We start from the raw sequence: 13,346 nt of genomic DNA, 5'->3' as shown, positions 1-13,346 counted from the left end.
AACATGACACGCAGCACCTGCAAGCGCAACCCGCGGATGGCCCAGTTACGGCTTGACGACGGGTGGTCCTTTTCCTAGTCAACAGCCAAACCAATCACCCTCCTGCGCAAGGAATCCGGCATGTTTTCTCTCTATTTCAACGACGACCGACTGGCCCTGCTGCACCGCCTCGTGGACCTCGCCCTGGAGGAAGACGGACGCGATCTGACCTCCGAAGCCCTGTTCCCGCCCGCCTCACAGCTGGAAGCATCCATCGTGGCCAAGGAAGAGACCCTGGTCGCGGGCCTGCCGCTCATCGACATCGTCTTTGAGTGCATGCGCGGCCCAAGGCCCGTCGTGACCCTGCTCGCCTCGGACGCGGACGCTGTCGCGCGCGGACAGGAGGTTGCCCGCATCCGAGGTTCGGCACCCATCTTGCTCAAGGCTGAGCGGGTCATCATGAATTTCATCTGCCATCTCTCCGGCGTGGCCAACGCAACCAGCCGCTTCGTGCAGGCTGTGGAAGGAACCGGAGTGCGGGTGCTCGATACCCGCAAGACCACCCCCGGCCAACGCTATCTGGAAAAATACGCGGTACGCATGGGCGGGGGGCACAACCACAGGGCCAACCTTGAGGAAATGCTCATGCTCAAGGATAATCACATCGATCAGGCGGGTTCCATCACCGCCGCCGTGTGCGCGCTCAGAAAAGCCTACGACGTCTGCCCTCCCCTGGAAGTGGAATGCCGCACGCTCGAACACGTGCGCGAGGCCGTGAGTCTCTCGCCCCAGCGCATCATGCTCGACAACATGCCCGTGGACACCGCGGCCGAGGCGCTGCGGCTCATCCCGCCCCACATCGAATCGGAGATCAGCGGCAATGTCACCCTGGCGACCATCCGCCCCCTGGCCGAACTGCGGCCGACGTTCATCTCAACCGGCGCCATCACCCACTCCGCCACCGTCGCGGACTTCTCCATGCGCCTGACACAAAGCTCCCGGGAGAATGCATGAACCAGAAAATTTCCGCCATCAGGGACAGGCTCGGCAAAGAGCTGTGCATCCTCGCCCACCATTACCAGGCCGACGAGGTTGTCCGGCACGCCGACATCCTGGGAGATTCCCTGGAACTGGCCAGGCACATCGACGGCCTTGAGGCGCGGCACATCGTGTTCTGCGGGGTGCATTTCATGGCCGAAACGGCAGCCATCCTGGCCAGGCCCGAACAGAAGGTGCACATCCCCGACCCTGGAGCCAGTTGCGTCATGGCCGAGATGGTTCCGGCCCTCCTGGCCGAAGAGGTCCTGGCGCGACTCAACCGCGACGGGGCGCGCATCATCCCCCTGACCTACGTCAACTCGTCCGCCGCCGTGAAGGCCGTCTGCGGCAACCATGGCGGCAGCGTATGCACCTCGGCCAACGCCCCGACCATGCTGCGCTGGGCCCTTGCCCAGGGGGACGGAGTCCTCTTTCTGCCCGACGCCAACCTCGGCCGCAACACGGCCCGCATCCTCGGCCTGTCCGAAAGCGAGATCGAGCGGCTCGACATTCGGGGTCAGGGGCGCTTCGTGCCCGCGGCCGACCCTACACGCAAACTGTACCTGTGGCCGGGCCTGTGCGCCGTCCACGCCAAATTCAATGCCGGACAGGTGACGGCCATCCGCGCAAGCGAGCCCCATGCCCTGATCTTCGTGCACCCGGAATGCGACCCTGAAGTCGTGTCCATGGCCGACGGAGCCGGCTCGACCACCTTCCTCATCAAGGCTGTGGCCGAAGCGAAAAGCGGCAGCACCGTGTATGTCGGAACAGAATGGAGCCTGGTCAACCGTCTGGCGGCCAGACATCCCGACAAGACCATCCGGCCGTTGCGCAGGGCCCTGTGCTCGAACATGGCCAAGGTCAACGAAACAAACCTCGCCCGCATGTTGCAGGAGCTCGATACCGCCCTGCCGGTTCGGGTCGAGGAACACATAGCCCGGCCCGCCCGCATCGCCCTTGAGCGCATGCTGACCGCCTGCAGTTAGGAAATTCGCCATGACAACACCCACCCGCATGAAAACCGAAGTCCTGGTCATCGGCTCGGGAATCGCAGGCTGCACCGCAGCCATCTGCCTGGCCGACAAGGGACACGAAGTGACCCTGCTCTCTTCGGGCCCCTCTCTGGACAACGGCAATACAGCCCTGGCACAGGGCGGCATCGTCTACAGCAGCAACGAGGACTCTCCTGAAAAGTTGGCCAAGGACATCGGCACCGCCGGGTGGGAGTACAACTACGAACCGGCCGTACGCCACCTGTGCGAGGACGGCCCGAAGGCAGTGGAAAAAATCCTCTTCGAGCGCGTGCAGGTGCCCTTCGACCGCACGGAACAGGGAGACTGGTACCTGACCAAGGAAGGCGGCCACGCGGTGCATCGCATCCTGACCTGCGCCGACTACACCGGGCGCGCAATCCAGGACAGCCTGGTCCGCGAAGTGCTGATCCACCCCAATATCCGCACCCTCTACAACCGGACGGCCATCGACCTTCTGGCCACGCGCCACCACTCCACCAAACTGGAATTCCGCTACCAGTTGAACAACCAGTGCGTCGGAGCCTACGTCTTCAATTCGGAGACCAACGAACCCAACACCATCCTGGCCGATTACACGGTCCTGTGCACCGGCGGGCTGGGACAGATATTCCTGCACACGACCAACACCTCGTCCTCCATCGGGTCCGGCATGGCCATGGCCCACCGAGCGGGCGCGACGGTCATGAATCTGGAATACATCCAGTTTCATCCCACTTCGCTTTTCCACCGCGCGGATCGCAAATTTCTCATCTCCGAAGCCGTTCGCGGCGAAGGGGCCCGTCTCTTCAACGCCAAGGGCGAGCGTTTCATGGCCCGCTATGACGAGCGCATGGAACTGGCCCCCCGCGACATCGTGACCCGGGCCATCGTCGACGAACTGCTCAAGACCGGAGAGGACTGCGTATTTCTGGACGCCGCCAACTACGTGGATCAGAACCTGCGCAAACGCTTCCCGACAATTTACGAGAAGTGCAAGCAAGTCGGCGTGGACATGTCCAAGGATCCCATCCCGGTAGTGCCCGCCGCGCATTATTCCTGCGGAGGGGTACTGGTCGACAACAGGGGCCGAAGCACCCTCGACGGGCTCTATGCCGCCGGCGAAATCGCCTGCACGGGCGTGCACGGGGCCAACCGTCTGGCCTCGACATCACTTCTGGAAGGGCTTTTGTGGGGCATGAACGCGGCGGAAGACATCCATGAACGCTATGAAGGATCATGCCAGTTGTGCCAGCGGCTCCAGGATTCCATCGCCGACTGGATCACCTCCGGCAGGACCGAAATGGAGGACCCGGCGCTCATCAACCAGGACTGGGCGACCATCAGGCACACCATGTGGAACTACATGGGCATCATGCGCACCACCCCGCGCCTGGAGCGGGCCTTCGAAGACCTGCGCAACCTGAACAAGCGGCTGCACTCCTTCTACAAATCAATCCGCATCTGCAAGGAGTCGGTGGATCTCTTCCACGGCTGCCAGACCGCCTACATCGTGACCACGGCGGCCTTGCGCAACAAAAACAGCCGGGGCTGCCATTTCCGAAAGAACTAGCAGGCCCGGCTGATCGCGGCCGAAGTCAGACCCGGCAGGGCCCTAGCTTGGATCAAAAAGAAAATCGGTGAACAGCTCCCGAAAAAGGTCGCGTCCCTGCTCGGGTGACATGCCCCCCAGGACTTCCACTCCCGAAGACTGCACCCAGGCTGTCAAAAGGCCAAGGCAAACCAGGTTGCGCTGCAGCAGGACATCTTCCTCGCCGCTGCGCAGGGCCACAAGATAATCTCCGCGCGAGGTGACCGTGAACCCTTCCCTTTCAAGGATGAGGCGCATGATCCCGAGCCTGCTCCGCCGTTGCGCCCTGGTTCCCGTCCCGCCCTTGAAACGAAAGCGCACGTACTTCTCCACGCCATCCTCGCACGAACATTCCGCGACATACAGGTTCTGCTCAAGCCGCAAGGTGCAGTGCATGAAGAACTGGGAAAGAACCGCGTAGCTGCTGTAATGCGGCACCGACGGGGTCTCTTCGTGACGCGCGCCGGACCAGGACACCGCAGGACAGACCAGCCCCAGAAGCAACGACCAGGCAGGGATGGAACGGACATCCTCCGTTGAGATGACGGCCCGCTCCGCCGCCGACGGAAAAAGCCCGCCGCCCAGATTGAAGATGTTGATGACCACGGGAATTTCAAGTCGAAGCTGCTTGATTCCGGCCAGGCCCCGGGCAGGTTCCCCGGCAAAGGCAAAAATCTGGGCCAGCCCCCGTTCCATGCACAGGCAGATCAGATCGTGCAGGGAGCGGCAATGCTCAGGGCGCAAGGCCTCGCCCTGATCCTTGAAAACGTGCAACCTGGTGACGCGAGGCAGAATCTGATCCAGACGCGCGACCAGGGCCGCCGAATCGGGAACGCCATCCCAAAGGGCGCAGTTCCGTGATTCCGAGGCCGTATCGACCGGAAAAACGGCCACTGTGAGCGGATGTTCCTCGTCGGCAAGCCCCTTGGAGAGGCGCAGGGCGAGCGCCGAGGGCGAAAACTTGCAGGCCGTGGCTTCAAGCCACGCCGTGATGAACTCGGTGGGCCGCACTCCTCCGACCTTGCCGATCATGACGGCATCGTCGCCGCTGCCGGCAAACACGCGCAATTCGAGAAACCTGCCGCCCGGAGCGAGTTCCACGGCCGCGATCTCCATCTCGGTGAGCAACCGGTGCGGCAACGATCCTCCGCGTATCAGCTCACGGGCGCTCCTGCCCAAATCTTCGGTGGCGGGCTCATCCATCAGATCCAACTGGCGCAACAACTCGTCCAGATCATGACGCATGTCGTTGGCCTCAATGAAATACTGAAACAAAGACGGCGTGAGCACGAGAACCGGGCCAGGGTCCAATGGGTCGAGACGCTTTGAAATCCAGGAGAAGGAGGCTTTGCCTTGCGGCGAATCCAGCGTCAGCAGATACGGGGGATTGGCGGACGTGGCCGCGTGTTCAGTGGACAGGCGGGTATAAAAGCTCAATTTCGCGACCCAGTCGTGGGCGTCCATGAACTCCACGGGGTTCATCACCTGCAACTGGTCCACAAGATCGCGAATGGCGGAGCACAGCTGATTCGCCAACCCCGAAACACGACACCAGTCCACCACTGCCCCGCCCATGGACAGGTCCTCGAAGTGGGCCAGAAATTCAAGGCAGGTGCTGGTCTGACGATGTATCCGGTGAAAGGCATTGTATTTGGGCCGGGGAATCGATCCGGGTGCGAACGACTCGAAACTCCAGTGCGAAAAAAGTCCTGACTGTCGCATCATCTACCTCCCCTTGCCAAATCCGTCAGGCGCCTCTTCCGCGAACGCGCGGCCAGGCCCGAAACGATGCCGCCAAACGGCGCGGTCATTTTCGGGGTGTATCCTCAGGCCCGCCGGATGGGCGCCCATCCTCTTCGGGGTTACCGGGGGCAACCCCGGTCGAAGGCTTGAGCAAATCCATGAAGGGAACCATCTGCGTTTCGTTGCCGTGCTTGCTCCAGTCCAGTATGCGCCGATAGAACGGAAAGCGGCGCATAATTTTCCCGTAAGAAATCCGCAAGGCAATGTATATGGGAAAAAAGAAAAACGGATAAAAGACGCTGTCTCCGACGCCCGGTACCGCAAAAGGCAACGTGATCGGAATGCCGCCAAAACGGATGTCCAGCCAGGCCATGGCGAAAGGAAGCGGCCAGATGGACAGGGTGAACGCTCCGGCCTGGCTGAAAAAATACTTCCCGAATGCTTCGTGAGCCTGCCTGTTGACGGCCTTGTACGCATCCTTGTCGGAATGTTTCAACGCCTCGACGGAGAGGTTGTGCTGGCGGACCATTTCATCGCGGTACTTGCCGTACACCTTGCGATTGAGCCTGCGGGCCAAATGCGATGTGAAATCCCCCGTGATCACACAGAGAAGACTCAGCACGGCAAGACCCGTCAAAAAACCGCCCCAGGGGTGATCGAAGAGGCGAAATCCCCAAATGAACATGGGGTCCATCATCAAAAGAATATTTCGTAGTGTTTCCATGCAACAAAAATGGCCCCGACAAAGCCGGGGCCATTGGGTGTGTTCGTTTGTACAAGTGGCGCCTAGCCGAACAGAATTTCGATGACGCGTACGTTAAAGAAACCCTTCAAAACATAGTCAATGCCTACATAGAAAGCAAGAACGATGAAAATGCGCTTGAGCAGCTTGTCGGAAAAATACTTGGAAGTATGCGGACCGACGATGGAGCCGATGGCGACGCCGACCATTTCCGTACCGATGAGAACCCAATCAACCGGGGTGCCCTTGGTCATGAGGGTCAGGATACTGGTGACCATGCTGACCAGAACGGCCAAGGCGGAAGTGCCGGCAGCCAGGTACATGGGCAGCTGGGTGATGCTGGTCAGGAAAGGCACCAGCAGGAAGCCGCCGCCGACACCCAGGAAGGCCGCCAGGGCGGAGATGACAATACCGCCGACCACGGGCAGCACGGGATTGAAGCTGAACTCGACACCGCAGAACGTGAACTGAACCTTGGAGAAGGTGATGCCGAGGATCTTGACGCCGGTCGGAGCGGGGCCGCCGCCGGTGCGCTGAGCCTTGACAGCGGCTTCAAAAGCCTGTGCGGCCTGCTTGGCCTTGACCTTTTTGGACTGACCGGCAGGAGAGGTTTCCCACAGCAGGTAGCATCCAAGAGCCAATACGAAGAAACCGAACCAGCCCTGGTAGGCTGAGAAGGAAACCTTGCCGGCCGACAGGGTCGCGGAACCCCATGCGCCGAGCAGGGAGCCGGCGCCCAGCGCCAGGCCCAAAGGCAGAACAAGGCGGCCCATCTTGCCATAGTTGATGGCGGAAATGAGTGCGGACAGACCGACAAGGAACTGGTTGGAAGCACGGATGGAGTCGGTAACGGTCTTGTTCAGGTCGGGAGCGGAGGTCTTGAAGCCCTTGGCGTAGGCGCCCAGGCCAAAAACGGTAACGTGGCCGACACCGGCCATGACGCCGCCGAACGCGCCGACAGTGGAGAAAATCCAGCCTACCCACACCGCCCAGAGCAGCGCCATGATCGGATTGATCTGGGGAGCTCCGGGGATGCCGAGAAAACCGGCGGGCTTGGCTGTATCGATCTGACCGGCTTCGGTTCCCACGGGAGCCATGGCAATGGCCTTTTCCAATTTGGAACCGGTGACGGCAGCCTTGGGAGCTTCAGGGGCGGCAGCGGCCTGAGCGGCTACTTCCGTCTGAGCGGCCGCAGGCGCGGCAGCTTCCTGCTGAGCCCAGAGGGGGCCGACAACGCTCACAAGTACAAAGAGAGCGGACAAAACCAGAACACGAAAACGTTTAGACATAAATCCTCCCTTTTCTCCCATTTAAAAAATGACACTAAGCTGAAAATTTCCGAGTAGTTATCGGACTTCACCACCAGACTCGGCTCATCTTGAAAAGATCATTTCGCCTACCACTGTTTCAAGGATAATGGCAAACTAAGATTTTTCGTGGCCCGCCTTGCTCCTTTTGTCACATTTTTCACCAAACTTTCTCTCAAAACACCCCTCCAAACCTCTTTGATTCGTTACTAATTTCACAATACTAGATCCTGCAATGCACGGCACCTTGCGGTCCGAGATGCAAGGACAACCCAATGGTCCGCAATCACGATAAAAAAAGGCGCCCCGAAGAGCGCCTTAATGAATGTCAGGAAAGAACCGTACTTCAGGCAGTGGCAGGTGCGGGATGCTCATCGACATCGATGCGGGGCTTGAAGAAGGCCAGAATCGGAGCACCCACGAATACGGACGAATAGGTGCCCGCCACGACGCCAACGAGCATGGTCAGGGCAAAATCATGAATCACGCCGCCACCGAAGACATACAGGGAGAACACGGCCACGAAGGTCGTGCCTGCGGTGATGAGCGTACGGGACATGGTCTGGTTGACCGACTTGTTGATAACAACGTCAAGGGAAGGCGAAACCTTGGCCCGGATGTTCTCACGGATACGGTCGTAGATGATGATGGTATCGTTCAGGGAGTAACCGACAATGGTCAGGAGCGCCGCGATGATGGTCAGATCGACATCCTTGTTCAGCAGGGAAAATAGCCCCAGCGGAATCATGACGTCGTGGATAAGGGCGACAATGGCTCCAAGAGCGTACTTGAGGCGCAAGACGACGCACAGCACCAGGGCCGCGACGGTCGCGACGATGACCGACAGGCTCGTGGGCGCATTGAGAAAATCAAGCACGTAGACAACCGAAGCCAGGCCGGCGGCCATGAGTCCGGCGACCATCCACTTCTGCTCGAAACGTCCGGAGATATAGGTGGCTATGAGCAGAACCGCGTAGAAAATAGCCTCCAGGGCTTTCTCACGCAGATCGGCGCCCACCTTGGGGCCGACCATCTCAAGACGCTGAATTTCATGGGTCACCCCGGGGAAGGCGGACTCAAGTCCGGTGTTCACGGCTTCACGGACCTGATTGGCGGTCTGCTCGGAAAAGGACGCTCGCAGCAGGACCTCGTGATCCCCGGCGTCGCCAAAATCCTGGACCACCAGACCGGTCAGGGCAGGGCTGTCAAGAGCCATGCGGATCTTGTCCAGTTCAACGGACTGACTGAACTTGACCTGGACGTTGAAGCCGCCGGCGAAATCGATGCCGTATTGCGGGCCGCCCTTGACGAGCAGGGACAGGAACCCGGTCAGAAGCAGCACGGCGGAAAGGACATACGCGTACTTACGCATCCCGACAAAGTCGATGTTCGTATCGCGTTTGATAATTTCAAAGGACATGGTCTGCTCCTTAAATGCTCGGTTGGGTGCCGGGCTGACGTCTGGCCAGCCAGGAGTCGAAGAAGATACGGGACACGAAAATGGCCGTGAACATGGACGCCAGGATGCCGAGCGTCAGGGTGACGGCAAAGCCGCGCACAGGGCCGGTGCCGAACTGGTACAGGATGACCGCGGCAATGATCGTGGTCACGTTGGAGTCGACGATGGTCTGGGTCGCCCGGCTGAAGCCGTTGTTGATGGCTGCGGCCACGGACTCGCCGTGCCGGAGCTCTTCACGGATGCGCTCGTAGATGAGCACGTTGGCGTCAACCGCCATGCCCAGCGTCAGGATGATGCCCGCGATGCCGGGCAGGGTCAGCGTGGCGCCGAATGCCACAAGGCCGGCCAGGATGAGGCAAATGTCGAGGATGATCTCGAAGGCCGCGATCAGTCCGGCCCGGCGATAGTAGATCGACATGAAGACAACCACCATCAAACCGCCGATCAATGCGGCCATCATGCCTTTGTCGATGGATTCCTGTCCAAGGGAAGGTCCGACCGATCGCTCTTCGAGAATGTTCACCGGAGCGGGCAGGGAACCGGCCCGGAGCACTACGGCCAGATCATGGGCCTCTTCGGTGGTGAACTGCCCGGTGATGGATGCGCGGCCGCCGCCGATGCGGTCCTGGATGACCGGCGCGGAATGAACCGTGCCGTCGAGCACGATGGCCAGACGCTTCTTGATGTTCGCGCCGGTGACCTCTTCGAAGATGCGGGCTCCGCGCGCGTTGAAATTCATGCCGACATATGCCTGCCCGTAGGAATCGAACTGCACGTTGGCGTCGGTGATGTACTCGCCGGTGAGCACGACCTCGGATTTGAGCACGATGGGCGTCTTGACTTCCGAGGCGCCCCGTTTGTCCTGCAAATAGGCAAGCTCGCTCTCGGCAGGAACCGTTCCGGCCACGGCGGCCTGCACGTCGGCGGCGTCGTCGACCAGCTTGAATTCCAGATGCGCGGTGCGGCCGATGATGTTGATGGCCCGCTTGGGATCGTCAAGACCCGGCAGCTGAACAATGATGCGATTGCCCTGCTGCTTGCGGATGTCGGGCTCGGCCACTCCGAACTGGTCGATGCGGTTGCGGATGGTCTTAAGGGCCTGATCCATGGTCAGGTCCTGGAGATACTTCACATACTCAGGGGTGGCGCCCAGCACATAGCGCAGCTGCCCGTTACCGCCATCCTCGGTGGATATGATTTCCATGCTGCCGAAGCGGGCGGCCAGCAGTGCATCCAGTTCCGTCTTCTGCTCCTGCTTGAGCAACGTGAATTCGAGCCTTCGACTGTCCAGCAGACGCGGGCGCAGGACCGGAATTTTCTTTTCCCGGGCTTCAAGGCGCAGGTCCTGCCCAATGCTGGTGATGGCATTGCCCAAAGCGGCATCAAGATCCACACCCAGAGTCAGATGAATTCCGCCTTTGAGGTCAAGTCCGAGGCCGATTTCATCGGAAGGAAGCAGCGCCCCCAGCGATGAATTCCGAACCGATGGAATTGAGGGCAGAACATGTATCAGGGCCAAAAAAATCACGAACGCGGCAAGCAATGCCCTCCAGCGCAAACTACCCATGAGCATCATCCTTATCCAAATCAAACAGGTTGAATGTTGCCAAAATCTCAATCAGCAACCGAGGCCCAAAGCCCCGGTCACGCATACAAAACAAGGCCTGTTCCCGGTTACGGAAACAGGCCTGCCTTATCGTATGCCGTATGAAAAGGCTACTTTTTCTTGTCCTTGGGCTTGCTGCCGCCCTCGGCGGGGATGAGACCCGATATGAAACCGCGACCGACCTGCACGTGCATGTCATTGCCGAGATCAATGGTCAGGACATCTTCCTTGGCCTCGACCACGCGGCCATGCAATCCACCGGCGGTGACCACACGATCGCCGCGGGTCAGATTCTCAAGCATCTGTTTGTGCTCTTTCTGTTTTTTCTGCTGCGGGCGGATAAGCAGAAAATAAAAGATCACGAACATCAAGATAAGGGGCATGAAGGTCATCAGCGGATTGCCGGGCTGACCTCCGGCCGCAGGGGCCTGTCCCATGGCATGGGCGAGATTTTCAAAAAACATGGTGTTCCTCCATTACGAATTATCGCGAAAACTTGCGGTCTGGCTACACCGGCAAAGCCTGAAATACAAGGCCAAAGCGGACTAGATCCCCAGAATCTCCCGAAACTCGGCTATCTCCTCGCGCACCTTGCGAAGCTGCTCCTGCTGCGGGGGAGTCTGGGCCAATGCCTCGGACTTTTGCAGATGAAAATTATACTTACTGAATTTTCTCTTGTATGCAAAAGACTTGGCGAAATTCAAGTGCGCTTCGAAAGCGCGCCCCATGGCTGCCTGATAGCGGGCGAGATATTCCAGAACCTCGGCATCGCGGGGAACGGCCTTGAGCACCCGCTCCATGGCAGAAACGCTGGCCGCATGATTCCCCTGCTCAGCCACGGCCCGCGCATAGAAAAAGAGGGCAAAGAGATCGTTCGGATCACGCAGGACGACTTCCTGAAGATATTTCGCAGCGGTGGCGAGGTCCCCGTATTCGAAGGAAAAGCGTCCGTATTCACGCATCCACAAAGGGTCATGGGCATTGCATGCCAGGGCCTCTTCAAAACGGACCCTGGCCGCCTCGATCTGTTGCAACCTGCTGAGGGCGATGGCCTCGCCAAGCACAAAGAGGCACGTCGATTTTCCGGTGGACGTGAAAATGGCCTTGGCGGTGTTGGGATCCGTGTACCAGGCCTGGACCAGCAGCTTGACGCGCTGAAAAGCCTCGTTGTCCGAGGCGCGGTTTCGCACGTTGGCGGGCAACCGGGCAATGCGCTCCTGCATGTAGACCACGCGATCGTCCATGCCCGGATGCGTGGACAGATACGAGGGTACATCCCCACCGCCGCCAAGCCACTGCAATTTACGGATCTTGTTGAAGGCGGTGGTCATTCCCGCCGGTGCAAACCCGGCATCAACGAGATAACCGAGGCCGTACTGATCCGCATCCTTCTCGTTTTCACGCGTGTATTTGAGCTGCATGGCCTTGGCCCCGGCCACGGATCCGAGCACCAGGGCCCCGGCGCCATCTCCTCCCCCCTGGGAACCGACCAGCACGCCGGCCAGGATTCCGAGCAGGGAACCGGCCCCGACCAGCTGGCTCTTCTCGATGGACTTGGCGATATGCCGTTCGGAGACGTGCGCCAGCTCATGGGCGATGACGCTGGCCAGTTCGTCCTCGTTGTCCATGTTGGCGATCAGGCCCGTGAAAATCGTGATGTGCCCTGCTGCCGAAGCAAAGGCGTTCAGGGCGGAATTCCTGACCACGGTCGTCTTGATGGGAAAAGGCTGGGGAGGCATGGCCGCGACCAGACGGTCGACCAGCGACTGCACGTAACCGATGATCCGGGTGTCTTGGATCACGGGAAAGCGAGTCTCGATAACCAGATCGAACTTGCGGGCAAGCTCAATCTCGTCGCGGATGGTGAATTCGCCGAAACTTGAAATGGCCGATGGGGGAAAGACCAGGGCGATCAGGCAGGCAAGAACGAGAACCCGCAAGCGTATGCCCCGGACACAGGTCACGACACGGCCCTCCTCGGGTCCACGAGTACCGCGCCGCCTCTTTTGAAGCCGCTGAGCAGAAAGCGACGCACGGGACCCGTTTGCTCAAGCTCTTCCCGGCGCTGCGCATCGTCCCCGGAAAGCTCGCTGTCGCGCTCCTTGAGCCGCAGCTGGAAATACTCCCGGAAGATGTCTTCGACCTGGGCATAGGACTCGGCCCCGAGCTGATCCAGATCGGAACGGCTGATGCCGAGCCCGTCCGTGGGCACGGCTTCGATGGCTGCCTGCAGAGGCGCGGGATCATCCAGGCGCGCACAGAGCATGCGGGCCAGGTCGTATTCGACGCTTTTGGGCACGAGCTGAATGGGGCTGACATCTCCCACGTCGCCATGCAGGGTCCAAAACCCGGTCAGAAGTTCATCGAGCTGATCCGTGGAAAGGACGCATCCGCCGTGAATCTGGGCCATGTGGTAGAGAAAGAGCATGCGGGTGCGGGCCTTCAGGTTGCCTTCGGCCACGGGAGAGGAACCGGGGCAGATGTCCGCGAAGGTGCGTGAAATCTGTTGGTACAGCGCGGTGAAATCCTGAAGATGAGCGAAGGAAGCGCCCTTGGGAGGATTACCGTAAGCCTGGGCCACGCTCAAGCCTCGCGCGGTCTCCTCGGGGGTATTTGTCGCGATGGGCAGGCAAAAACCCAGATATGGGATGCGGCGATGATGCAGCAAGGCCGCGAGGAAGGATGAATCGATCCCGCCGGACAACCCCATGACATAAGCCTTCAGGCCTGAGCTGCGCAGGTATTCCTGCAGAAAATCGCCCAAGGCATCGAGGAGCTGTTCGGAAGGCTCGATCGCAAGCAGATCGAGCCACAAAGCAAAATCATCGTCGCGAGGACATTCCATGCGTGGCAGGGCAGCCATTCAACCTC

General features: G+C 60.0%; 11 protein-coding genes. 3 read left to right on the top strand and 8 right to left on the bottom strand.

Annotated features, from left to right (window positions below):
• The first annotated feature begins 120 nt into the window (after positions 1 to 120).
• The 3 genes from nadC to nadB are packed head-to-tail and all read left to right on the top strand — an operon-like array spanning position 121 to position 3,600.
• The gene (gene nadC, locus H4684_RS00915; protein WP_192622529.1) at positions 121 to 993 is read left to right on the top strand and encodes a carboxylating nicotinate-nucleotide diphosphorylase; all 873 of its coding nucleotides are present in this window, start codon (positions 121 to 123) and stop codon (positions 991 to 993) included.
• Positions 990 to 2,003 carry a quinolinate synthase NadA gene (gene nadA / locus H4684_RS00910; RefSeq protein ID WP_092188142.1) on the top strand — a complete coding sequence of 338 codons (1,014 nt, stop codon included), beginning with the start codon at positions 990 to 992 and terminating at the stop codon, positions 2,001 to 2,003. Before nadC ends, nadA begins: the two co-directional genes overlap by 4 nt.
• A 10-nt stretch (positions 2,004 to 2,013) precedes the next feature.
• Positions 2,014 to 3,600: an L-aspartate oxidase gene (gene nadB, locus H4684_RS00905; protein WP_092188144.1), complete on the top strand. Its 1,587-nt coding sequence runs from the start codon at positions 2,014 to 2,016 to the stop codon at positions 3,598 to 3,600.
• Positions 3,601 to 3,642: 42 nt separating this feature from the next.
• Here nadB and H4684_RS00900 read toward each other — a convergent pair whose 3' ends face one another.
• From H4684_RS00900 to nadE, 8 genes are all read right to left on the bottom strand, one after another.
• Entirely contained in the window at positions 3,643 to 5,343 is a 1,701-nt protein-coding gene (locus H4684_RS00900) for a hypothetical protein (protein ID WP_092188146.1), read from the bottom strand.
• A gap of 82 nt (positions 5,344 to 5,425) precedes the next feature.
• A complete protein-coding gene (locus H4684_RS00895; RefSeq protein WP_143077801.1) occupies positions 5,426 to 6,085 on the bottom strand; it encodes a hypothetical protein in 660 nt (219 codons plus the stop codon).
• Positions 6,086 to 6,147: 62 nt separating this feature from the next.
• Positions 6,148 to 7,392, bottom strand: a complete 1,245-nt coding sequence (locus tag H4684_RS00890; RefSeq protein WP_092188150.1) for a sulfite exporter TauE/SafE family protein — start codon at positions 7,390 to 7,392, stop codon at positions 6,148 to 6,150.
• A gap of 364 nt (positions 7,393 to 7,756) precedes the next feature.
• Positions 7,757 to 8,830 carry a protein translocase subunit SecF gene (gene secF, locus H4684_RS00885; RefSeq protein WP_192622528.1) on the bottom strand — a complete coding sequence of 358 codons (1,074 nt, stop codon included), beginning with the start codon at positions 8,828 to 8,830 and terminating at the stop codon, positions 7,757 to 7,759.
• Positions 8,831 to 8,840: 10 nt separating this feature from the next.
• On the bottom strand, positions 8,841 to 10,436 hold the full coding sequence (gene secD / locus H4684_RS00880) for a protein translocase subunit SecD (protein WP_192622527.1): 1,596 nt from the start codon (positions 10,434 to 10,436) through the stop codon (positions 8,841 to 8,843).
• 149 nt (positions 10,437 to 10,585) lie between these two features.
• Complete coding sequence (yajC, locus tag H4684_RS00875; protein ID WP_092188156.1) at positions 10,586 to 10,939, bottom strand: preprotein translocase subunit YajC; 354 nt, start codon at positions 10,937 to 10,939, stop codon at positions 10,586 to 10,588.
• Between the two features lie 81 nt (positions 10,940 to 11,020).
• A complete protein-coding gene (locus tag H4684_RS00870; protein ID WP_192622526.1) occupies positions 11,021 to 12,439 on the bottom strand; it encodes a beta-barrel assembly-enhancing protease in 1,419 nt (472 codons plus the stop codon).
• Entirely contained in the window at positions 12,436 to 13,338 is a 903-nt protein-coding gene (gene nadE, locus H4684_RS00865) for an NAD(+) synthase (RefSeq protein ID WP_192622525.1), read from the bottom strand. The genes H4684_RS00870 and nadE overlap by 4 nt, the downstream gene beginning before the upstream one ends.
• Positions 13,339 to 13,346 lie beyond the last annotated feature (8 nt).

It is taken from the genome of Desulfomicrobium macestii (assembly GCF_014873765.1).
GTDB classification, from domain to species: Bacteria; Desulfobacterota; Desulfovibrionia; order Desulfovibrionales; family Desulfomicrobiaceae; genus Desulfomicrobium; species Desulfomicrobium macestii.
Note: the sequence above shows the minus strand (reverse complement) of the source record. Positions and strands in the feature narration are given on the sequence as shown.